This window comes from Melghirimyces algeriensis, from assembly GCF_900182565.1.
Taxonomy (GTDB): domain Bacteria; phylum Bacillota; class Bacilli; order Thermoactinomycetales; family DSM-45169; genus Melghirimyces; species Melghirimyces algeriensis.
Genome location: NZ_FXTI01000005.1, coordinates 87,827 through 111,473, shown reverse-complemented (window position 1 = coordinate 111,473; position 23,647 = coordinate 87,827). Strand labels below are relative to the sequence as shown.

Sequence of the window (23,647 nt, the reverse complement as noted above, 5' to 3'; positions counted from 1 at the left end):
AAAATGCCAAACCAGAAAGACTTGCCGACGACTGGATAGTTCATTTGAGCCACCTCCCGATACCGCTTGTTAACTATATTATAAGGCATTTACCTTCTAAATAGTGCATGATGGTCTATTTGTAATGGAAATGTAATGTCAAGTAAAGTGTCCAAAAGGATTGACATCCTCCTTCAGAAATGGGACTTCCTCTGGCTTCCTTATTTTTTCAAGTTGACGGAAGCAAGAGAGCATGTTACTATCTGATCTATACAATTTGAAATAGTTCTTTTCTCTTATCCAGAGAGGTGGAGGGACTGGCCCGATGAAGCCCGGCAACCAACCGCAGTGTTTTTGTGGTGATGGTGCCAATTCCTGCAGGATAAATGTTCCTGGCAGATGAGAGAAAGGGTTCGGTGACAAAAACGATCCTTTCTACATCTGGTAGAAGGGATTTTTTATATTTGGACGTGAAAACAGATGGAGGTTGACAACATGATTGAGCTGAAGGGGATCAGTAAAACCTTTCCTTCCCAGAAGGGGAATCAACCGGTCAAGGCTTTGCAAAACGTGGATCTTCATGTTGCGCAGGGAGAGATTTTTGGGATCATTGGACGCAGTGGGGCGGGAAAAAGCACATTGCTGCGCTTGGTCAACGGATTGGAAACTCCAACAAACGGAACTGTTCGGGTGGATGGACAGGAAATATCCCAGCTGGCTGAAAAGGAACTCCGTTATGCCCGTCAAAAGATTGGGATGATCTTCCAACATTTTAATCTACTTCAATCCCGGACTGTTTGGAAAAATGTAGCTTTTCCCCTTGAGATGGCGAAAAAGCCAAAAGAAACCATTCGTCGAAAGGTGGATGCTCTACTTGAGCAAGTGGGACTTTCCGATCGGGCACAGGCTTATCCTTCGCAGCTTTCCGGAGGACAAAAGCAACGGGTGGGAATTGCCAGAGCTTTGGCGAATGATCCCAAGGTCTTGTTGTGTGACGAAGCAACATCGGCTCTGGACCCGGAGACAACCTCCTCGATTCTCGACTTATTGCGGGAAATCAATCGAGAGACTGGAATCACTCTGTTACTGATCACCCATGAAATGTCGGTTGTTCAGGCGATCTGTCACAGGGTGGCTGTCATGGAAGGTGGACAGATCGTTGAAAGAGGGGAGGTGAAAAGCGTATTTGGGAATCCAAAACATTCTGTAACGAAACAATTTGTACAACAAACCGAATGGATGCAATCTTCCGACTTCCCGGTTCAATCAACGGAAAAAACGAGGTTCCATTGCAGCCCTGATGAAATGCAGGATGTATGGGCGAAAATTGGTCCCGCTGTTCAAAGTGGCCGGGTAAAAGTGAGCGTTTCCGAGAGAGAGCTTAAAGCGGATGGTGGTATGACCTTCCTGATTGACGGGAAGCGGGAAGATGTAGAACAGCTTTTGGATTCTTTGCATGAGGAGGCGGATTTGGAGGTGAATGTCCATGTTTAATGAAATCGACTGGGCCACGATTTGGCAAGCCACTGGGGAAACGGCCTATATGGTTGGAATCTCTACGTTCTTTACAGCTTTGTTTGGAGTGCCTTTGGGGATTCTGCTGGTAGTGACGGATACAGGACAAATTTGGGAAAAACATTGGGTCCAGAAGGCGGTTGCCACGGTTGTAAATATTTTTCGCGCAGTTCCCTTCATTATACTGGTATTGTTTTTATTTCCTTTGGCAAAATTTTTGGTGGGAACCAGCCTTGGACCGACTGCGGCAACCATTCCGTTAATTGCCGGGGCAGCTCCGTTCTACGCCCGGATTGTGGAAACGGCTTTGCGGGAAGTGGATAAAGGGGTGGTTGAGGCTGCCCGTTCCATGGGGTCCACCCGCTTCCAAGTCGTTGTGAATGTGTTATTGCCAGAAGCGACATCCGCATTGATTTCCGGACTAACTGTTACCTGTGTCACCTTGATCAGTTTCTCTGCAATGGCTGGTGTTGTAGGTGGAGGGGGTCTTGGAGATGCAGCCTTCCGTTTTGGGTTTCAGTCCTTCAATGATGGAATGTTGGTAACCTGTGGGGTATTGCTGGTCATGATGGTACAACTTGTTCAATGGATTGGTGATTGGTTTTCCCGGCAGCTTGATAAACGATAAATGAATGGACAGGAGGAGAAAGTGATGTGGAAAAAGTTTGTTTTGCTTGGATTGGCGCTCTCTTTGATTACGGTCCTTACCGCCTGTGGGGGGGACAAAGATGAGGAGCAGGTTTTGGAGGTAGGAGCTACACAAGTTCCGCACGCTGAAATCCTGGAACAAGTGAAGCCTGAACTGAAGAAAAAAGGGATTCAATTGGAGATCGTCGTTTTACAAGACTATGTAACTCCGAACAAAGCGGTGGAGGAAGGGGAACTGGATGCGAATTTCTTCCAGCATGTCCCTTGGATGAAAGCGACGAATGAAGAACGGGGTTGGCATCTGAAAAAGGTGACAGGGGTTCACATTGAACCGATGGGTGCCTATTCCAAAAAAATAAAGAAGATCTCAGAACTGAAAAAAGGAGCCACAGTCGCTATTCCCAATGCGACCAGTGAGATGACACGAGTACTCCTATTGCTGGACAAAGAAGGTCTCATTGAACTGGATAACCGCAAAGGGGACAAAAAGCTGAAGAATATCAAGGAAAATCCCAAGAACCTGAAGTTTAAAACACTGGAATCGGCAGCACTGCCCCGGTTTTTGGGTGAGGTGGATCTCGCGGTCATTAACACCAACTATGCGTTACAGGCGGATCTGAATCCGGTCAAGGATGCCCTCTTTATTGAAGGAAAAGATTCTCCTTATGTGAATGTGTTGGCTGTGAAAGAGGGGAATGAAAATGATAAAAGAGTGAAGGAACTGGCGAAAGCACTTCATTCTCCCAAAATCAAGAAGTTTATTGAAGAGAAATATAAAGGTGCAGTTGTTCCGGCATTTTAACCTTGTCCATCTTTACATGTTTTAATAATCAAACGCCTCTATGCGCTTGATACTGCGTATAGAGGCGTTTGATTCCAGTCACTATCGAGGGATGGGACGGTATTCTTTCTGACCCAGGATGACTTCACCGCGGCCCCCGGTCTGTTCCGCCACCATCTCTGTGACCGTCGACTCTTTTCCATCGGGTACCCATACGGTAAAGTGCACTTTATCCGAGAATTTTGGTTGCTCCATGTCAACATTCATGGAACGGAGTTCATATTCCACCTTTCCCATGGCCGAGTAATTCACGGTGATCCGTATCATGCGGTGAAGAACCCAGTCTAGAATCCCAGCGGCATCCAAACCAGTGGAAGCCGATTGGCTGTAAGCCCGGATCAGTCCTCCGGCTCCAAGCTTGATCCCTCCAAAGTAACGGGTTACCACTATAACTGTATTAATCAGATCCCTGTTTTTAAGCACTTCCAGAATGGGACGTCCCGCTGTTCCTGCAGGCTCTCCGTCATCGGAGGATTTTTGGGCGATTTGGCCATCCATCACTTGATAGGCATAGCAATTATGAGTCGCATCCCAGTGTCTCCGGGAAATATTTTGAATGAAACGAACCGCTTCCTTTTCTGATTCAACCCGGTTGACATAAGTAATGAAACGAGATTTTTGAATGAGGATTTCCGTTTCTTTGTATTCTTTAACGGTGGAATAAACAGTCGGCAACTTCAACGTGCCCGCCTCCCAAATCCGGATATGATTCGGATTGATTCGTTCCAATCCATAAAGAAAGGCAGCCCTTCAGGGATGCCGATTTACGCTTTGTCTCCCGTTTTGTTGAGGTATTTAAGAGGTTGTATTACTGTTCGTTTGTCTTGATGATGTTGTAGGGTTGCACCAGATTCCTTGAAAGAAACCGTATTTCAATCATACTATTCCCAATGGAGCTCTTACAAGAAAAAATACCAGTCACAAGTCTCAGTATGGGGGCAACTCCATATGCTTCCGCAGAATGCGACGGATCCGAAGGCGTTCAGATTCCGGCACAATTAAAAAATATCGGGGTTGCCATTGGTCATATCCAGTAAGGTGCAACGTGGTTCGGTTTTTAGTTGGAATTTCACGGAATGTACGAAGTAGCTTCCAAGCTTGATTCAAAGAGAGATTGGTTTCCGTATGTTTCTGTATCACGTGAAATAAGTCATTCAGCTTAAGAAGCGTTGACCAATGGGTTCCTTTTTCTAAAAGGCTGTTTAATACCTGTTGTTGTCGGAAATGACGGTCATAATCACTTCCGCCTGTACGATCCCGCACATAGGCAAGGGCTTGGGAGCCGTTCAACGTTTGAGATCCCTTTTGGAAATGATGTCCCTGGTAGGAGAAACTGTTCTTTACGTGTACATCCACTCCTCCAAATAGATTGATCAACGAGCGAAATCCGGTAAAATCCACTTTTATGTAATGATGGATTGGGATATCAAGATATTTTTCCACCGTTTGAACGGTGGTTGAAGTTCCATTACCAAGTGAGTAGGCATGATTGATTTTATCATTCCGGGCCGTTTTTTTTCCCAGAACCAGACGGGTTTTTGTATCCCTAGGGATATTTAGCACGTTTGCTGTTTTTTGCTCAGGATTCAGGGTGATGACCATGAGGGCATCGGCACGGCCCACATCTCCTCTTCTTCGATCCACTCCAATCAATAGCAGGCTGACTGGGTCTTTAACTGGAGAAGGAATTTGGGAGCGCATGGTTGATTGATTCTCTTGTTTCGGTTTTGGTGCGATTGACTCTGAAGGGCTTTGGGAAGAGGGTGACTGACTTAGGGAAGGGTCTTTTGTCGATTTTATTAAGATAAAAAGACTGAGTACGCCTATAGCCAGGATCAAAATGATCAGGAATGGTTGCTTTGTTTTTCCCATTTTGATCTCCTTTCTTTCGTTTCCATTTGTTATTATGGTTCTCGTATCCCATTCCATGCGGTTTCATGTTAAGCTTGATATAACAGGCTGACAGGGCGGGGATTCGAACAATGCGGATAATAAGTTGGTGGACATTAATCCTTTTGTTGCTTTTTCTTTCCGGTTGCCAGGGTGTAAAAGAGGGAGGTTACACGGAAGTGGTGAAGGGCGGAAAAGGGAAAGCGGAAAAGGAATGGGTTGTCAAATGGAAAAATAACGAAGTGGACCCGGCTTTCCTTCAAACGGTTCAAATCCTTCATCGGACGAGGGAGGAAGGCGGGGGAGTCAGAATGCTCATTCGTCTGGAAGCGAGTGTGGAAGAGGAAAAGTGGTTGGAATATTGGTCGGCGAATGAAGATGTGGAGTTTATTCATCCCAATCAAAAATATAAAGTGGAGGCACGGGACGAAGCGACTGGGGATCATCTGGATAAAAGATATTATCTGGATCGCATTGCGGCGAGCAAGGCTTGGGAAAAGGTACGACTGCCAAAACGGAAGGAATCCATCATTGTCGCTGTTGTTGATACAGGAGTGGACTTGGATCATCCGGCATTGCAGCCTTATCTGATGCAAGGGGTGAATCTTAAAGATCCCTCTCTACCGCCGGAGGATCGAATGGGACATGGGACCCATGTTGCCGGAGTGATTGCCGAGGTTTGGAGCGGCTGGAAGAAAACAGATGATTGGGAAGAATCCAGTCTGCGTATTATGCCCGTCAAAGTGATGGAAGATGGTTCTGACGGCGATGTGTATTTCACAGCAGAAGGAATACGCGCTGCGGTTCGAGAAAAGGCGGATGTCATTGTTTTGGCACAAGGGAGCTGGACGTATTCAGAAACGATGGAGGATGCGATTCAGTTCGCTGAAGAAAAAGGCGTAACAGTGGTCGGTGCCGCGGGTAATGCACGGATCAGCAATGAGGGACACATTGTCTACAACAGTCCCCTTTATTATCCTGCTGCATTTCCAACGGTGCTTGGAGTTGGTTCTGTGGGTCCGGACGGGAAAGTGGTTCCCACCTCCAATATTGGATCAGGTATCGATGTGGTGGCTCCTGGGGAGGGAATCTGGGCTGCAGTTCCGGAAGGAAAGTACGCAAAAGATTCCGGAACCTCGTTTGCTGCACCGCAAGTGGGAGCTTTGGCCGCTTTGATTCTCCAACGTCAACCGGAACTGAGTCCGGCTGAAGTCCGAAATTTAATTCGTCAAACGGCTCAGCTGAAAACGGGCGATCGTTGGAATCAGTTTTATGGCTTTGGCATGATTAATGTACATGCAGCGATTACGGAAGAGCCTTTACCAGATATATTTGAACCGAACAATACAAGAGAAACAGCTATGCCTTTTTCACTTGACCAGATGTATGAAGGAGTATTGGATGGAAGAGCTGATCAGGATTGTTATCAATTAAATACTTCTTATCCCGGAACCCTGACGTTTTCGCTGACAGGGAAAAAAGAAGGAATGAAAGATGTGACGTTGGAAGTATTTATTGAGGGGAAAAAAGAGGTTCAATACCGTGGAAGGGAAGCAGAGCATGTTCGGCTGACGCTCTCGCGGAGCCAGGTGGTCGCATGCTTATCCCATGATACAGATTCTTCCTGGAAATACACACTAAAAAATCAATTTCGGCAAGAAGCTGATGAACAGGAAGAAAATGATCATCAATGGAATGCTTACAGTGTCAAAGTAAATCCGGGCTACAATTCACTGAAAGGAACCTTTCACAAAAAGCGAGACAATGATTGGTATCGTCTGGATATTCCAGAAGCGGGAAGGTTGAACCTGGAGTTGAATGTGTGGAGTCCTCGCGGTGATCCGGTGCTCTATATACAGCGGGAGGGGTCCTGGAAAGGAAAGAAGGTGGATGAGGAAGCGGAAGGGAAAAGTGAAAAGTACGGATTAAAAGTGGAATCTGGCAGTATCTACGTTCGGGTGACAGATTATGGTACGAATTCCGTGCAGGACCCTTATATCCTTGTTGTTCAGTACCAACCGAATGACGGAGACTCTTATGAACCCAACGACACCTCCGAAACGGCGGAAATGATGAAATACGGACAGAGTAAAAAAGGGAGATTTGGAGGAGGGTATGATTTGGACTGGTATCAGATGGATATCGAGCAAAAAACGAAAACCAATCTTCGGTTCCAAATACCAAAGGGTGGAGAGGGGAGCACACTCTTACTTTATGACAAAAATATGAATGTCATGGAAAAATTAGAGCTTTCTAAAGGAAACAGAAGTGCGACAATCTCCCAAGATTTAAATGTTGGCACCTATTTTATTCGTATACAAGGGTCTTCAGCTGATCTCGGAAAGGAGTACCAGGTTGGGTTTTTCAGGTAATAGAAAGGTTGTCTTTCCACACCTTTTCATGTATCCTTGATATGATTTTTTTATGACACGAAAAGAAGAGGTTTTCCGGAATCGGTGGGTGGTGTTTTACATAGCAAAACGCCAATGACTCCTGAGCCTTTTCTTATAACGGATATGATTCAGTAGTTAAAGGAGGACCCGCATTGAACTCACGACCTACGTTGTTTACATCGGAATCGGTGACCGCCGGCCATCCAGATAAAATTTGTGATCAGATTTCTGATGCTGTGTTGGATGAAATCCTTTCGAAAGACCCCAATGCCCGTGTAGCCTGCGAAACATCTGTCACTACAGGATTGGTTTTGGTGTCCGGTGAAATTTCCACTACCTGTTATGTGGATATCCCCAAAATTGTTCGGGATACGATTCGAAGTATTGGATATACCCGTGCAAAATACGGTTTTGATGCAGATACATGTGCTGTGCTTACTTCCATTGATGAACAGTCTCCCGATATCGCAGCCGGTGTGAATGAAGCATTGGAAAAACGGGAAGGGAAAATGACGGAAGAAGAAATCGATGCGATTGGTGCAGGAGACCAAGGGCTGATGTTTGGTTTTGCGAGTAACGAGACTCCGGAATTGATGCCTTTGCCCATCTCTTTGGCCCACCGACTGGCACGTCGTCTGAATGAAGTGCGAACCAATGGTACCTTGGATTACCTTCGTCCAGACGGAAAGACCCAGGTGACAGTGGAGTATGATGAAAATCGTCCGGTTCGGATTGATACGATTGTTGTTTCCACACAGCATTCCGAAGATGTGTCACTAGATCAGATTCAAACAGATATACAAAAACATGTGATCGAACCTGTTGTTCCCGAAGAAATGCTGGATGATCGGACGATCTATTATATAAATCCCACAGGGCGATTTGTTATTGGAGGACCGATGGGAGACGCTGGTTTGACGGGACGTAAAATTATTGTTGATACCTATGGAGGGTATGCCCGTCATGGCGGGGGTGCTTTTTCCGGAAAAGATCCAACCAAGGTGGACCGATCTGGTGCTTATGCGGCCCGCTATGTAGCCAAAAACATTGTAGCTGCCGGTCTGGCTGATAAGTGTGAAGTTCAGCTGGCATATGCGATTGGAGTGGCGCAGCCGGTCTCCATCCGGATTGATACGTTTGGGACAGGCCGGGTGAAGGAAGAGGATCTGGTTGGTCTGATTCGAAAACATTTTGATTTACGTCCGGCTGGTATTATCCGGGAATTGGACCTTCGTCGCCCCATTTATAAAGAGACGGCAGCTTATGGGCATTTCGGCCGTATGGATCTGGATCTTCCTTGGGAAAAAACAGATAAAGCTGATCTCTTGAAAAAGGAAATGATTGAATAGGATCATATTTAACTAGACCACTTTAGAGTGGTCTTTTTTGTTTCCGATGAAGGATTTTATTTCCATTCATAGAAATAAAGAGGGAATGTGTGTGAAATGATGTAACTCACTAAAACATGTCAGATCCGCTTTCCAATCGATGGTATTGAACCCCCAATGATTCTGGTGCATATGCTGGGAGAAAGGGGGACAAAAGCAATGGAACAGTGGCTGCTGGCAGGAATGGTGCTGTTTGCGGTCATCCGGATTTTGTCGACTCTTATCTCAAAAATCTTCCGTTTTCCTTTGGGTTCGTCCAAGCATGCCTCCCAGCTGATCCTTTTGACCCATAACAGTCAGAGTTGTGTGGAATGGGTTATCCGATCGTATATCTTTCAACAGTATATCGCCGGTAGACCTTCTGAGGTCATTTGTTTTGATTCCGGGTCGTCAGATGATACGGACGTGATCCTGCAACAATTACAAAGAAAGTATCCCTTCATCCGTATTCGTCCGAATTTTAAGTCAAGAAAGAATGGAATGGATGAATTAAAAGAGATCCAACCCTCGAAAACTGAACACATTGGTGCTTTGGTACTGGATCTCAGAAACTAAATTTTGGGAACACCCCTCTCAACCAGGAGGGGTTTATTATGAAAAGGGGGCGGGAACGCATTGTTTTTTTATACATATCATGTTTTAGGAAAGAAATTTATTTCTTTATCCATAAAAGCGGATCAGATTTTTTGGGGAATGAAGAAACTTCATATATGTCCAGGTGAGCGTTACTCGTCTGTTGGACAAGCAGTATATCCCGATCCACCAGCCATTCCTAAAGTGGATGACCGTATTCAGGGAGAAGATGCCGAATCAATCGAGAAGCTTGCTGTAACCTTGATGAAACATCTTGGTGGACGGGCACTCATCTGGGATGAGGTTTTGCAATGGATATACATGAAAGAAAAAGATGAATCCATGACGGAAGAAAAGGTAGCCATGGGTTTACAATGGCTGTATCTGACAGGGAGAGCTTCCATTTATCCAGGGGTGGTTGCCAAAGGGCCGGCAGTCAGATGGAAGTGTTATCGGTGTGGAAGCGGGGTCCATTCGATCATAACCGGTTCTTGCGCTCGTTGTGAAGGAGAATGTGCTTGGTGTGACCGATGTGTCATCTTGGGAAAAAATCGATCCTGCACCCCTTTTTTTCTGATCCATCCCTTGCCCGGAAAGGTATTGAGGGAAGATATGAAGATGAACCTTCCCGGAATGTCCGTATCGCAACAGGAAGCTGCAACAATGTGTTTAAAGTGGTTAGAAGGACAGGAGAAGAGAATGCTGATCCATGCCGTACCGGGATCGGGAAAAACGGAAATCATGTTTTTGGTGATCCGTCATGTTTTGAACAGAGGGGAGCGAGTGTTATGGGTGTTTCCTTATAAGGAAAAGGCGATCAGTGTGGGAGAAAGATTGAGTCAGGCCTTTCCAAACGTTTCAGTAGGAACGATTTCTGGAGAGTTAGGTAAAGGAGGGACAGACGCAAATCTGATCACAGCGACCATTCAACAGGCATCCCGGTTTTATACATGTTTTCACTTGGTAATCATCGATGAAGCCGATTTGGAATCGGTGTTGGAGAACTCAGTCTGGAGATATGGGATTCGGCGTGCGATGCACCCACAGGGAAAACAAATCATTCTAACGGTAACCCCATCCAATGCATGGAAAAGAAATATCCAACGTAATGGGGAAATGATTAGAATTGCATCCCGATTTCATGGGTATCCCCTACCCGTGCCCAAGGTTTATAGGGTATGGGCCCTTTGGAGAAAGGTCGCCAAAGGTCGATCCATTCCGTATTTGGAGTCCTTTATAAAGCGTGTGAAGCAAAAACAGGGACAAGCTTTGGTGTTTGTTCCCCGAACAGTGGATACGGAATCTTTCCTTTATTGGATTCAGTGTCGGTTTCCGGATTTAAAAGAGAAATGTGATGCTTTCATTCATCAGGATGAAACGAGAGATCAAAAAATGGAGCGGTTTTTATCTGGATGGACACGCTTAATCGTGATGACTCCGCATCTGGCAAAGGGGGTCACGGTTCCCCGATGTCATGTTGCGGTGGTCGGTGCAGATCATCCGGTTTTCTCCACTGGCATCCTAGTGCGAATGGCTGGGAAAGTGGGTCGATCCGCTTCCTACCAGAAGGGGGATGTAGGCTTTTTTTCATCCGTATGGACGGAAGCGCAAAAACGGGCCGTAAAGGAAATCAAACAATCCAATCGGATTGCAAAGCAAAGAGGAACACTCATTGGGGGGTGAAAAGGATGAAGTGGTGGGAAGTTCTTTTTCAGGCAAAAGAGTTCTGTTGTCTGTGTGATCACCCCCATCGGAACGTTTCATGGGCAGGCGTTTGGGAGCGGATTTGTCCATCCTGCTGTTTACGACTCTCTCCCATTTCGGGCCCATGTTGTCCTCTTTGTGGACGTCAGATGGGAAGGGTACAGCTTTGTGGAGATTGTCGTCAACATCCAGAGGGGATTCTTCAATGCAATGTGGCTGTTCTTCGTTATACTTTCTATCCCAAACAGCTGATCCGCCTTTTGAAGTACCGGGGGCGGGAGCGACTGGCTGTTCCTCTGGCCGAGATGATGGCAGAGCGTTTTTATGAAACGGGGATTCGAGTGAATGGGGTGACGTATGTCCCCCTTCATCCTGAAAAATGGAAGGAGAGAGGATTTAACCAATCGGAACGGTTGGCCCATCAAGTAGCCCAACAGTTGCACCGCCCTCTGGTTTCGACATTGGACAAAATATTTCCAACTCCACCGCAAAGCCAAAGTAGCCGACGGGAAAGAATCGCTGCTCTTCAGGGATCGTTTCAGGTAAAAAATGCCTATCGGATCAAGCTTACAGATAGTTGGCTGGTGGTGGATGATGTCTACACAACGGGTACAACATTGTTGGAGTGTGCCCGGATGCTAAAAGAGGCGGGAGCCAAACAAGTCTTTTCTCTCACGTTTGCCCGGTAACAAGAAATAGAAACGTTATTCCACCCCATTTCTAGCGGTCTTTGCTTTGCAGGAAGATTTTATTCCCATATTGATTTACTAGATTTTATATTGAAAACAGGGTATAAAACCCCAATATATGGGAAACAAAGAGAAATAGAGATCTACTTTATATCCAGCTTCAAGTAATAGAAAGGAAGTGTCTTCACCGTGAATAAAGCTCAGTTGATTGAACGAGTGGCGGAATCAACAGGTAAGACCAAAAAGGAATCAGGTCAAGTCGTCGATGCTGTTTTGGAAACGATTTCCGAATCCCTGCAAAAAGGGGAAAAGGTCTCTCTGATTGGTTTTGGTCATTTTGAAGTACGGGAACGGGCTGCCCGAACTGGACGCAATCCACAGACGGGGGAACCCATCCAGATTGAAGCCAGTAAGACCCCGGCTTTTAAACCGGGAAAACAACTGAAAGAATCGGTTAAATAACTTCAGCCAATCTGTAAAGTGATACAAAGGGGAAACGTCCCCTTTTTTTGTTCCCTGAAATCACAAATGAATGTGAAATTGCTTAATTATAGAATAGCTTGTGGATAATGTGGATAACTCTGTGGATAAGTATTTGGTTGTATATTTTATTAGTGTGAAAGTATTATTCAATAGCATAAATAGACATTTTTCAGCATAAAGCTTTTGTTTTATTTACTTGCGGATTTCGCTTGACTTTTTGTATGGAGCAGTGCTAATATGGATCTACATGGAACACCCTTCTGGTATTTCATGTGGATCAATTTATGAAGGGATTGTTATTATGCAAGGCAAAGTCAAGTGGTTCAATGCGGAAAAAGGTTACGGTTTCATTGAGCGTGAAGGCGGGGACGACGTATTCGTTCATTACTCCGCAATTCAGGAAGAAGGATTTAAATCATTGGACGAAGGTCAAGCCGTCGAGTTTGAAATCGTGGAAGGGCCGCGTGGACCGCAGGCTGCGAACGTAATCAAACAGGTCTGACTCTATAACAATGAAATCGCCCCCTTTCGGACATCAGTCCGGAAGGGTTTTTAATTTTTGATTGAAGTTTACAGCAGTTTATATGGAATGATTTTCTTTAAAAGAATAGACAAAAAAGAGAAGGAATTATTCAAACGAAACGGGAATACATACATTAGAAGGCGCAAAGGGGGATTTGCTCAATGAAGTACAATATTCGAGGGAACAACATCGATGTGACTGAGGCACTCCGGGACTATGTGGTTAAGAAACTCAGCCGTCTGGAGAAGTATTTTGAAGCCACATCACCTGTAACACCTGCCCATGTATCTCTCAGTGTGTTCCGTGATGAACACAAAGTGGAGGTGACGGTTCCCTTCCCCGAATTGCTGATCCGTGCTGAAGAAGCGACAGGAGATATGTATGCTTCCATCGACCGGGTCGTGGAAAAGCTTGAGCGCCAAATCAGAAAGTATAAGACAAAGGTAAACCGTAAATTTCGCCAGGACGGGACGATCCGCAATATGGAAAATGGGAAGTCCCGCGATTTGTTAGAAGAGGAACAGACAGAGGATGAAAGTGAATTTGAAGTGGTTCGTACCAAGCGCTTTGACTTTAAACCGATGGACATGGACGAGGCCATTCTGCAAATGGATTTACTGGGACATAACTTTTACGTCTTTTCAAATGCCGCCACAGATCAGGTCAATGTGGTTTACAAAAGAAAAGATGGCCGCTATGGATTGATCGAACCGGAGTAAAGCGGATCATCACTTATTTGCTCAGATCTCAGGCAGCCATAAGGCTGCCTTTTTTATGGAAGAATGAAGTTACCTTGCAGGTTCCTATTCTTTCAACGTTGAAATGTTGTTTGAGTAATTGGCTGTAAAGCTTCTGTGAAAGCGTGAAAAAGAGGGGGATTTTTTGTTAAACTAATAAATAGTACCTTTTCATGGAACTTTGCGTTGAATCTGTCTGTTTATATAAGATGAGCTTGACCATGTGCAGTGTGAGAAAGGGATGAAAGCTGATGTTAAAGCTTTTGAAAAAGATATTGCCTGATTCAAATGAGCGGGAATTGAAGAAGTGTTACAAAATCGCGGATCACATTGAGTCGCTTGAGTCGGAAATCTCCGCGCTTTCCGATCAAGAGTTGACAGGAAAAACAGAGGAATTTCGTCGGCGTCTGGCGGAAGGGGAAGAACTGGATGATCTGCTTCCGGAAGCGTTTGCGGTTGTTCGAGAAGCGGCCAAACGGGTTTTGAAGATGCGCCACTTCTATGTACAGTTAGTGGGCGGGATTGTTCTGCATCAGGGAGATATCGCGGAGATGAAGACCGGGGAAGGGAAAACCCTGGTGTCCACCCTTCCGGCTTATCTGAACGCCTTGTCCGGCAAAGGTGTCCATATTGTGACTGTGAACGATTATCTGGCACGACGCGACCGGGAATGGATGGGGCAGGTTTTTGAATTTCTCGGTCTAACGGTCGGACTCAATCTGCCAGGCATGGACCCGGAAGAGAAACGGGAGGCTTATCAGGCGGACATCACCTTTGGAACCAATAATGAGTTTGGGTTTGATTATCTGCGTGACAACATGGTTCTCTATCCGGAACAGGTTGTTCAGCGAAAGCTGAACTATGCCTTGATTGATGAAGTAGACAGCATTTTGATCGACGAAGCCCGAACGCCTCTGATTATCAGCGGACAGGCGAACAAGGCAACAGACCTTTACTATGCGGCGGATAAAGCGATCCGCAGGCTGAAACCGGAAGAGCATTATACGGTGGATATCAAAACGAAAAGTGTTACGCTGACGGAAGAAGGCGTGGATCGGGTCGAGTCCTTTATGGGAATTGACAACCTTTATGATGCCAAAAATATCTCCATCAACCACCATATCCAACAAGCCTTGAAAGCACATGTCATTATGAAACGGGATGAGGATTATGTGGTAAATGAAGACGGTGTGGTCATCGTTGATGATTTTACCGGCCGACTGATGCATGGGCGGAGATACAGTGATGGATTGCACCAGGCAATTGAAGCGAAAGAAGGGCTTCAAGTACAGCGGGAGAGCATGACATTAGCCACGATTACATTGCAAAATTATTTTCGCATGTATGATAAGCTGGCGGGTATGACCGGAACCGCCAAAACAGAGGAAGAAGAATTTCGGAAGATTTATGGGATGGGTGTGGTTCAGATTCCCACCCATAAACCAATGATTCGCAAAGATCTCTCCGATGTACTGTATAAAACGGAAAAAGCCAAATTGCAAGCGGTTGTGGAGGAAATTGCGAAGCGTCATGCTACCGGTCAACCGATTCTGGTTGGAACAGTTTCCATTGAGATGTCAGAAAAACTATCCCGCCTTCTGAAAAAACGTGGAATTCCACACCAAGTGCTTAATGCCAAAAACCATGCCCGTGAAGCGGAGATTATCGCCCAAGCTGGAAAACGCGGAGCAGTGACCATTGCCACCAATATGGCAGGTCGCGGAACGGACATTGTTCTTGAAGACGGAGTGGCTGAATTGGGAGGGCTTCATGTCATCGGTACGGAGCGGCATGAGAGCCGTCGAATTGATAACCAGCTTCGGGGACGGTCGGGTCGTCAGGGAGATCCTGGTTCTTCACAGTTTTATCTTTCTTTTGAGGACGAATTGATGCGCCGCTTTGTTCCAGAACAGATTCAAAACCGCTTGGAAAGCATGGGATTTGATGAAGATACGCCCATCGAAGGACGGATGTTTACCTATTCTGTGGCCAATGCGCAAAAACGGGTGGAAGGGAACAATTTTGATGCCCGTCGCTGGGTATTACAGTACGATGATGTTCTCAACCAACAACGGGAGATTATCTATAAGCAACGGTTACAGGTGCTGAACGGAGAAAACCTCAGGGACCTTGTCTTGGATATGGGGAAACAGATGATTGAACGGGTAGTGGAAGCTCATACCCCGGAAGAAGAGGTGCCGGAAGACTGGATCCTGGAGCCTGTGGTGGAGTTGGCTCAGGCCTCTTTTGCCAAAGAAGGGGAAATCAGCGAAGAGGACTTGAAAGGTCTGGACCGGGAACAGATTGTGGATCTTCTTTACAGCAAATTGAAAGAGCATCTGGAAGCACGGGAAAAAGAAATTGGAACCGAGCGGTTGGATGAATTCTCCAAAGTCGTGATTCTGCGCACAGTGGATCGAAAATGGATGGATCATATCGATGCCATGGATCAATTGCGCCAGGGTATTCATCTGCGTGCTTACGGTCAGACAGATCCTTTGCGGGAGTATCAATTTGAAGGGTTTGAAATGTTCCACGAGATGGTTCATGAGATTCAGGAAGAAGTCGTTCGCTTAGTGATGAAGTCAGAGCTGGATGAGGAAGAAGAGATTGAACGGGAAGAAGTGGCCACCAATCAAACCGCTTCTTCCGGCGGGTCCCCACATTCCGAACAGGAAGAAAAACGAAAGCCTGTACGAAAAGCGGAAAAAGTGGGTCGCAATGAACCGTGTCCTTGTGGAAGCGGCAAAAAATACAAGCATTGTTGTGCTCAATCAGCCCGGACAGGGTGAGAGAATCCGTGATGCACGGATGCGCTGAACTGTGATATCCTGTCTGGTGGAGCTTAATATTCAGTGAAGGAGAAGTGGAAGATGCAGTTGAGTGAAATTCGTCAGGAACTGGACAAAACAGCCAATCGTTTGGCGGATATCAGGGGGTCTCTTTGACCTCCCTCAAAAGGAGAAACGCATTCAGGAATTGGAACAGCAAATGACCGATCCTGATTTTTGGAATGACCAGGAAAATGCCCAGAAGGTGATCGATGAAAATAATCGCCTCAAAGGGTTGGTAGAGGGCTTGAAAGAATTGGAGGAAGCCCAGGAAGATATTCAGGTGATCGTCGACTTGATTGCCGAGGAAAATGATGAGTCCATGCTTCCTGAAGCGGTTGATGGGCTGAAAGAGCTGAGGCAGAAGCTGGATACCTTTGAGTTGGCGCTGCTTTTGAATGAGCCCTACGACAAAAACAATGCCATTCTGGAACTTCATCCGGGTGCGGGTGGAACGGAATCCCAGGACTGGGCGCAGATCCTGCTTCGAATGTATACCCGGTGGGCGGAACGGCGGGGTTATAAAGTGGAGACCCTGGATTATCTGCCGGGAGATGAAGCAGGGGTGAAAAGCGTTACGCTTTTGATCAAAGGACATAATGCCTATGGTTACCTGAAAGCGGAAAAAGGGGTTCACCGATTAGTGCGAATCTCTCCTTTTGATGCCTCCGGCCGTCGACACACATCCTTTGTTTCCGCCAATGTGATGCCGGAGATTGAAGATGATGTAAGCATTGAAATCCGGACGGAGGACTTAAAGATTGACACCTACCGCTCCAGCGGTGCCGGAGGGCAACATGTGAACACAACGGACTCTGCGGTTCGAATCACCCACCTTCCGACCAATATCGTGGTAACCTGTCAATCGGAACGATCCCAGATTAAAAACCGGGAACGTGCCATGAAGATCTTAAAAGCTCGTCTCATCGAACGGCAGATGGAAGAGAAAAAGAAAGAACTGGCCCAGATTCAAGGGGAACAATCGGAAATCGGTTGGGGAAGCCAAATTCGTTCCTATGTGTTTCACCCCTACAGTATGGTAAAAGACCACCGGACCAATGTGGAAGTGGGCAATGTTCAATCCGTGGTGGATGGTGAATTGGATGCTTTTATCGAAGCATACCTTCGCCTACAGATAAATGTGGGAGAGCAGTAAGATCAAGGCTGCCGATCATTCGGCAGCTTTTTTATATCAAGTAAATGAGGATGTTTCCTCATGAAAGGGGAAGTGGGAGGGAAAACTGAAGAAAAATCAAACCGGAATGTCCGATGAAAAAGGATTTGATAGCGATGATTCAATGGATGCAGACACTTCTTCTCTTTTCTGGTATCCTGCTTACTCCTTTACATGCTTTAAGCCTGTATATTGATTCGGAGAACCCCTGTCCTGGGGATCAACGTTGTTGGGAATTTGCGGCCAATATCTGGCATATGGAAGGGAAAAGTGAGGCATTGCGGTCCGGGAAGGCATTTTATTTTGATGGAGATCGGGATAACCGCCTTGAATTGTTGATTGATCCTGATGATGATTTGGGAAAATTGATGGTTGAAGTGTTCGACCCCCAATACCATCCAGTAAAACGGCGTCAGATCCAGGTGGAAAAGCGAAGGAAAGCATCCATCCCGCTGTCCCAATTGGGGACCGGGAAATATCATGTGATGATCTATTTTCTCAAAGGAGGAAAGAAGGCAAAGGTGACGGGAAAATTATATTATTAACGGTTTATCAACAGGAAAAATGGGTGCATTGCATTGAAAAGTCGGGTTTCATGGAATAACAAATGAAGTAAACCAAGCGATTTTTCCTGTGTGGGAAAAATCAGCTTTCTAAGTCGCTGTATCATCTGAGCCTTTCATCCTCGCAGTAAATCCTGAAGTCCGAAATGGATCTCACAGGCCTGCTGGAGGGCAGAGTCACATCAGTGTTTGCGATTGACATAGCGTCCATAATCCGGAATGGCGATGCGATCAAATTCGTTCACCAATATTTGCAGCCCTTTGGAAAGCTCTTCACCGGACATCGGATGTCCGTGACCGGTTACTGCTACAGCCGGTTTTAACGCCTCCAATTTTTTAACGGACTCCTCGGCCGCATCCCAATCGGTCGTCAGGTACCTTGGTGGACCGTTGATTTCTTTTTCTTGTGTTATCACCTTATAAAGAGATTCTTGTTTAACGGTGACAAATGCGTCTCCTGCTATGAGGGAGCGGTCTTCATCCCTGAATAGCGATATGTGTCCGGGTGTATGACCTGGTGTATGAATCCAGCGCCATCCGGGCATATAAGGGATACTCCCATCAGCTGGAAGCGCCTCTACGTTGTTTCCCAAATCGACCGGTTCATTTGGAAACAGTGGGGAGATCTTGGCCACCAGTCCGCCTTCAACGGACCCGTCAGGCTCCGGATAACTTGACTTGCCAGTTAAAAAAGGCAGTTCCGCTTCATGGGCATAAACCGGAACCCGCCATTTTTTCACTAAATCAACAACGGCTCCAACATGGTCAAAATGTCCGTGTGTAAGGACAATCGCTTTGGGTTTACTGTTTTCACCGAAACGTTCTTCCACAACACCAAGAATACGACCTGCTGATTCAGGCATACCTGTATCGACCAAAATCCACTCATTTGTCTTCTCTGGAAGCCCCACAAAACACAAATTTACAATCTGGTTCGTATAACAGTATAAATCAGGCGTTACCTCCCGCCCCATCCCGCTTGTCAAAGAAGTCATCGGCATGTATTGCTGATCCATCGAATCCTTCATCTCTTTATGGATGTTATTCTCCATAAACATTCACCACTTTTTTGAGAAATTCACTATTGCCTCCCTTATAAATCATGCGCATCTTGCTTAACACTTATGTGGGTGAATGATGGAGATTTGTTTTTAGAGTGAAAGGAGGTGTGGGGATTACCAGAAGGTGAGGGAACCAGATAACCGCCAAATTCATTTTCAGTCTCCTTTTTGGGTGAAGCCAGACCTTCAAGCGGTTCACATTATGAATCCCCAATTTTTCAGCTATCTCCCGTTTGGTAATGCCCTCCAATCTCATTTCAACTGCTTTCAACTTTAACGAAAAGGGATAATGCTTGAACGTTTATCCTTTTTTCACATAAACGTATACGTGATTTCAATATATTTACAAAAAGGAGTTATGATCATATGAGAAAATTTATCTTTTTATCATTATTGTTTATAATTGTATTAGGAGGGTGTCAAAATACAGAAAAAATGCCTGAAAAAACAAAAAATATAAAGGAGGTATATATCTCTGAGTTTGAGGGAACAGGTTTGAATGAAAATTTCAATAAAAAATTTACTAAGGACGAAGAGATTGATGCCTTTAAAATTTTAGTGAAAAATGCCAATAAGCAGAAGGAAGAAGTAAAACAATTTGATTATGATATGAAATTAGTGTTGACTGATGGTACTGATCGAGGTTTGCGTTTATCAAAGAATGGAAAAAATGAAATCATCGTAAAATTTATCGGACATTCCGATACATATGTGCTTGGCGCTGAATACTCTGAGAGACTAATTAAATTAATCTATTGATAAGTTCAATGGTTTATGTTTTAAGCTAAACTGCTGGTACGAAATGGTGATTATTGTGTCATAGTCCCCAGATATAGCTCATCAGCAACGGGGCACCATACGCTCATATAATCGGAAAAACGGTGATTAGTAAATGCTATGAAGTAAGGTGGAGTGGTTCCATATGGGAGGACCTTATGTTAATACCTTTCATAAATATGCGAGTTATTTTCAATTCAAGTGTATGGAATGAAAATAGTAAATCAATATAAAATTTGGTATTTAAAGAAAAATCAGGAAGAGATTTATGTTTTTTTATATGATAGACTCCCTACATTTCGATTCGATCCCAATAATATTCTTGTCATTATTAACATTAAACCTCGTTAGCATTAAAATCATATCCATATGGAAACCTAATACCCCTCGTATATGGACCATTCCTAATTGGATGATTATTATTGACACAGGTTTTTTTATTGTACCTAATATCATTAAAACAATGGGACAAGAAGAGATTATGGTTTACTTCATACTAATCTTTATTACGTTAATTGTTCACTTGATTGGATGGATATATTTCATCTTATTAAAATGGAAAAGAAATAAGCGTTTAAGGTAGTTTTAAGAAGAGTATGCTGTTTGGAACCAAACCATTGCCTAACAAGCTCCAAAGGAAGGAGAGGGAATGGGGATTAATGCAATATCTTGAAATAAGAACAGGGAATAGATTGGTTCCGATAAGAGGGTTTGTAAAACCGTCCTGATCCTTGGACGGTTTCTTTGTGTTATTTACTCCTGTCTGGGGAGGGGAAAGGTGAGAACCAGTCCCCTATTTGCTGAAGGGATCGGTGTGGGGAATGCCCGATATGAATTGCATTCCTGTCATGACCTATTTTTGTACCACCAAGCAAGCTTCGTGGAAGTTTCCTTTCAACAGGTCCTCTTGTGTGATACAGAAGTAGAGCATTCCCAGGTCTCCCCATTCCGCCTCTTCATCGTCTGCTTCCGTATCCATTTGAAGAAGGAGCACCCATTCATCGGATTTTTTTCCTGTATGTCTTCGGCAGATATCAAAAATATCTTCTGTTAAGGACAGGGGTTCTCCAAAGGCTTGATGGTACCCATCATCCCGTTCTTCCAGCTCATACAGCTGATCCATCAGGTCAAACCAGATTTCTTCCATATCGCTTGGGTTTTCTACATTGGGCAGGGACTGCTCCAGGCGAAAATGGATCTGCCGCTCCGGAAAACGGACTTCTCGCGGGAGATCTTCGGGAAATGGAGTTGGGACCAGCGCTTCAGGTTGAACGTCGGCATAGAGTATTTCGCAATGGATCTGATCGGAAGACGCACCCCAAAGAAGGTCATCCACCGCTGCAAAAAAATAGAGCATGCCCCGATCGGGCAGAGGATGCATGGCGTCTGCTTTCCCCAACTCCGATAAGTTGTATTGAGCGATAAAGGGAAGCGGTTTTCCCATTGTTAAAGGGTAGCCCCAATCCGAAGGCAGGTCCGGAGTGCCCCCAAACTTGGACGTTCCCACTGGAACAGCTCCCTGCTCTTCCGTGTGCAGGATGAGACAGGGTACCAATGTACGAATCACTTCCTCTTCCATTTCAGACAATCCCTGTTCCTTTAGCATCTGTTTAATCTTGTCTTCCATCGTTTTGGCCATCGTCATCCCCCTTTTTTTGATTGCTTGAAAACGGTTCTCCGTTGAGAAAAAAAGAACCTTCAAGAGGATTTCATCCGGAAATGGTACAGTTACTTAAATATAGGATATGGAACTGGGTGAAAGAGTGAAGGAGTTGTGATAGAATCCGATTAGTCGACGGTATGAAATCCCGAAGGAGGGGTCATGGATGAAACTCCATTCAATCGAACCAACCCCCAGTCCCAATACCATGAAACTAAATATAGACGAGAAAGCTACCCAAGCGAAGACTTATACTCCGGATCATTTAGAGGATGCCCCTGAAATCATCCGTCAACTGCTGCAAATTGAAGGGGTGAAAAGTGTATTCCGTGTGGCGGATTTTATATCTGTTGAGCGAAATCCCCGTGCGGATTGGAAAGAGATTCTCTCCGGGGTAAGGGAAGTTTTTGGGCTGGATGAAAACGAACACAACCATCGCCAGCCGGTGGATTCCATTTCAACAGAAGCGTTTGGAGAAGTCAAGGTTTATTTGCAAACCTTTCGGGGGATTCCCATCCAATTGAAACTCTCCCGCGATGATGAGGAAAAGCGTGTGGCTCTGCCAGAACGATTTTCTGAAGCGGTTATGGAAGCCCAGAAGGCTTCTCCCAATATGGTGATGGAACGTCGCTGGGAAGAACTGGGGGTCCGATATGGAGAGTTGGACGAGTTGGGCCAAGAGGTGACAGAAGAAATCAGTGCCTCCTATGATCCAAAGCGTTTGGAGAATTTGGTTCAACAAGCTCTTCTCCAGGAATCAGATTCACCGGCGCCTGAAAGAAGGCCCAAGATGAAGGTAACCTTGGATATGTTGGACCATCCGGACTGGAAAAAACGTTATGCTCTTCTGGAACAGATGAACCCCACTCTGGATGACCTGGATGTGTTGGATAAGGCGTTAAATGATCCAAAACCGATGATTCGTCGATTGGCAACCGCTTACCTGGGAATGATCGGTGATGCAAAGGTTTTGCCGAGCCTGTACCGGGCATTAAAAGACCCATCTGTTACAGTTCGTCGAACGGCTGGGGATTGCCTTTCGGATATCGGGGACCCGGATGCGATTGGACCGATGATTGAATCACTAAAAGATAAAAGCAAACTGGTTCGTTGGCGGGCGGCCATGTTTTTATATGAAACAGGGGATGAGTCCGCATTGCCAGCGTTACGTGAAGCTCAAGCGGATCCAGAATTTGAAGTGAGTATGCAGGTTAAAATGGCTCTGGAGCGGATTGAGCGTGGAGAAGAGGCGAGTGGTTCCGTATGGAAACAGATGACCCGCCGAAACGAAGGGGACAGTGATTTTTAACGGATTGTGGTGCAGATAGAGGAGTTTTCTTATTTGTGTCGAATAAATGGACGGGTCCAATCCACACAAAGTGTATGACTACCTGCCTAACCATTGCATAGGGAGGAGAAACAATGAAGTGGAATAACGTCCGGCTGGATCAAAACGGCAAGTGGGGTCTTTTAACCATCCAGCGCCCAGAAGTTCTGAACGCATTAGATCAGGAAACATTGAATGAGTTGGAACAAGCACTGGATGAGGTAGAGTCTTCAGCAGATCTGCGTGTATTAATTGTAACCGGTTCCGGTGAAAAAGCATTTGTGGCTGGAGCAGATATTAAAGAGTTGCGACAGCTCCCCTCTTCCAGTGAAGCGGAACGGTTGGCAACACAGGGACAGCAGTTGTTCTCACGGTTGGAAGAGCTCTCACTCCCGGTGATCATGGCTGTTAACGGGTTTGCGTTGGGCGGAGGATTTGAACTGGCGTTGAGCGGGGATATCCTTCTTGCCTCTGACAAAGCTCGTTTTGGTTTGCCTGAAGTGACCCTGGGCGTTCTTCCTGGATATGGCGGAACCCAGCGACTCACCCGTCTTGTAGGTAAAACGACAGCTAAATATTATGCTTTGACCGGAGAAATGATCTCCGCCGAAAAAGCATATCAGCTGGGAATTGTTCAAAAAGTGGTCCCTCATGATCAATTGTTGGACGAGGCAAAACAACTGGCCCAAAAAATGTCAAAGCAAGCGCCGATCGCCATGAATTATATTAAGAAGGCAGTGAATCAAGGTGTGGAAGCGGATCTGTCAATGGGATTGCGTTTGGAGGCCTCCTACTTTGGAGTGGTATTTGACACAGAGGATCGTTTGGAAGGAATGGATGCATTCCTAGAAAAGCGTTCAGCCTCCTTTCAGGGGAAATAATCATTTTTTC

At 45.5% G+C, this 23,647-nt stretch carries 21 protein-coding genes and 1 riboswitch; of the genes, 17 read left to right on the top strand and 4 right to left on the bottom strand.

Features of this window, described 5'->3' with window-relative positions; all coding sequences use genetic code 11:
- Positions 1-272 precede the first annotated feature (272 nt).
- A riboswitch (SAM riboswitch) is annotated at positions 273-385 on the top strand.
- Positions 386-474: 89 nt separating this feature from the next.
- The 3 genes from FN782_RS08900 to FN782_RS08890 are packed head-to-tail and all read left to right on the top strand — an operon-like array spanning position 475 to position 2,944.
- Positions 475-1,473 carry a methionine ABC transporter ATP-binding protein gene (locus FN782_RS08900; protein WP_142505439.1) on the top strand — a complete coding sequence of 333 codons (999 nt, stop codon included), beginning with the start codon at positions 475-477 and terminating at the stop codon, positions 1,471-1,473.
- On the top strand, positions 1,466-2,122 hold the full coding sequence (locus tag FN782_RS08895; RefSeq protein WP_142505584.1) for a methionine ABC transporter permease: 657 nt from the start codon (positions 1,466-1,468) through the stop codon (positions 2,120-2,122). Before FN782_RS08900 ends, FN782_RS08895 begins: the two co-directional genes overlap by 8 nt.
- 24 nt (positions 2,123-2,146) lie before the next feature.
- On the top strand, positions 2,147-2,944 hold the full coding sequence (locus FN782_RS08890; RefSeq protein WP_142505438.1) for a MetQ/NlpA family ABC transporter substrate-binding protein: 798 nt from the start codon (positions 2,147-2,149) through the stop codon (positions 2,942-2,944).
- Positions 2,945-3,025: 81 nt separating this feature from the next.
- Here FN782_RS08890 and FN782_RS08885 read toward each other — a convergent pair whose 3' ends face one another.
- Complete coding sequence (locus FN782_RS08885) at positions 3,026-3,658, bottom strand: YigZ family protein (protein ID WP_142505583.1); 633 nt, start codon at positions 3,656-3,658, stop codon at positions 3,026-3,028.
- A gap of 252 nt (positions 3,659-3,910) precedes the next feature.
- Positions 3,911-4,855 (bottom strand): LCP family protein, encoded by a 945-nt coding sequence (locus FN782_RS08880; protein WP_185956169.1) that lies wholly within the window; start codon positions 4,853-4,855, stop codon positions 3,911-3,913.
- A 110-nt stretch (positions 4,856-4,965) separates the two neighbouring features.
- On the opposite strand from FN782_RS08880, the gene FN782_RS08875 reads away from it, so the two are divergent.
- The 11 genes from FN782_RS08875 (at position 4,966) to FN782_RS08825 (ending at position 17,913) form a co-directional block, all read left to right on the top strand.
- A complete protein-coding gene (locus FN782_RS08875; protein WP_142505436.1) occupies positions 4,966-7,245 on the top strand; it encodes a S8 family peptidase in 2,280 nt (759 codons plus the stop codon).
- A 173-nt stretch (positions 7,246-7,418) separates the two neighbouring features.
- Positions 7,419-8,615, top strand: coding sequence for a methionine adenosyltransferase (metK, locus tag FN782_RS08870; protein ID WP_142505435.1), 1,197 nt, complete (start codon positions 7,419-7,421; stop codon positions 8,613-8,615).
- Between the two features lie 198 nt (positions 8,616-8,813).
- Positions 8,814-9,209: a glycosyltransferase family protein gene (locus FN782_RS08865; protein ID WP_142505434.1), complete on the top strand. Its 396-nt coding sequence runs from the start codon at positions 8,814-8,816 to the stop codon at positions 9,207-9,209.
- 60 nt (positions 9,210-9,269) lie between these two features.
- A complete protein-coding gene (locus tag FN782_RS08860; protein WP_142505433.1) occupies positions 9,270-10,910 on the top strand; it encodes a DEAD/DEAH box helicase in 1,641 nt (546 codons plus the stop codon).
- Positions 10,911-10,915: 5 nt separating this feature from the next.
- Complete coding sequence (locus FN782_RS08855; protein WP_185956168.1) at positions 10,916-11,620, top strand: ComF family protein; 705 nt, start codon at positions 10,916-10,918, stop codon at positions 11,618-11,620.
- A gap of 189 nt (positions 11,621-11,809) precedes the next feature.
- Positions 11,810-12,082, top strand: coding sequence for an HU family DNA-binding protein (locus tag FN782_RS08850; RefSeq protein WP_142505431.1), 273 nt, complete (start codon positions 11,810-11,812; stop codon positions 12,080-12,082).
- 319 nt (positions 12,083-12,401) lie between these two features.
- Positions 12,402-12,605, top strand: coding sequence for a cold-shock protein (locus FN782_RS08845; protein WP_221930173.1), 204 nt, complete (start codon positions 12,402-12,404; stop codon positions 12,603-12,605).
- Between the two features lie 182 nt (positions 12,606-12,787).
- The gene (hpf, locus tag FN782_RS08840) at positions 12,788-13,345 is read left to right on the top strand and encodes a ribosome hibernation-promoting factor, HPF/YfiA family (protein ID WP_142505429.1); all 558 of its coding nucleotides are present in this window, start codon (positions 12,788-12,790) and stop codon (positions 13,343-13,345) included.
- Positions 13,346-13,614: 269 nt separating this feature from the next.
- Positions 13,615-16,155: a preprotein translocase subunit SecA gene (gene secA, locus FN782_RS08835; RefSeq protein ID WP_142505428.1), complete on the top strand. Its 2,541-nt coding sequence runs from the start codon at positions 13,615-13,617 to the stop codon at positions 16,153-16,155.
- 81 nt (positions 16,156-16,236) lie between these two features.
- A protein-coding gene (prfB, locus tag FN782_RS08830) for a peptide chain release factor 2 (protein WP_142505427.1) occupies positions 16,237-17,350 on the top strand; the annotation gives its coding sequence in 2 pieces (ribosomal slippage) (positions 16,237-16,308 and positions 16,310-17,350; 1,113 coding nt in all).
- A gap of 134 nt (positions 17,351-17,484) precedes the next feature.
- Positions 17,485-17,913 (top strand): hypothetical protein, encoded by a 429-nt coding sequence (locus FN782_RS08825; protein WP_185956167.1) that lies wholly within the window; start codon positions 17,485-17,487, stop codon positions 17,911-17,913.
- 200 nt (positions 17,914-18,113) lie between these two features.
- Here FN782_RS08825 and FN782_RS08820 read toward each other — a convergent pair whose 3' ends face one another.
- Positions 18,114-18,983: an MBL fold metallo-hydrolase gene (locus FN782_RS08820; protein ID WP_142505425.1), complete on the bottom strand. Its 870-nt coding sequence runs from the start codon at positions 18,981-18,983 to the stop codon at positions 18,114-18,116.
- A 375-nt stretch (positions 18,984-19,358) separates the two neighbouring features.
- On the opposite strand from FN782_RS08820, the gene FN782_RS08815 reads away from it, so the two are divergent.
- Entirely contained in the window at positions 19,359-19,751 is a 393-nt protein-coding gene (locus FN782_RS08815) for a hypothetical protein (RefSeq protein ID WP_142505424.1), read from the top strand.
- Positions 19,752-20,622: 871 nt separating this feature from the next.
- Here the strand turns inward: FN782_RS08815 and FN782_RS08810 are convergent.
- Positions 20,623-21,408 carry a YwqG family protein gene (locus FN782_RS08810; protein ID WP_185956166.1) on the bottom strand — a complete coding sequence of 262 codons (786 nt, stop codon included), beginning with the start codon at positions 21,406-21,408 and terminating at the stop codon, positions 20,623-20,625.
- 187 nt (positions 21,409-21,595) lie between these two features.
- Here FN782_RS08810 and FN782_RS08805 point away from each other — a divergent pair, with 187 nt between their 5' ends.
- Both FN782_RS08805 and FN782_RS08800 read left to right on the top strand, forming a co-directional pair.
- Positions 21,596-22,738 carry a conserved virulence factor C family protein gene (locus FN782_RS08805; protein ID WP_142505422.1) on the top strand — a complete coding sequence of 381 codons (1,143 nt, stop codon included), beginning with the start codon at positions 21,596-21,598 and terminating at the stop codon, positions 22,736-22,738.
- 113 nt (positions 22,739-22,851) lie between these two features.
- The gene (locus tag FN782_RS08800; protein ID WP_142505421.1) at positions 22,852-23,637 is read left to right on the top strand and encodes an enoyl-CoA hydratase/isomerase family protein; all 786 of its coding nucleotides are present in this window, start codon (positions 22,852-22,854) and stop codon (positions 23,635-23,637) included.
- Positions 23,638-23,647: the final 10 nt, after the last annotated feature.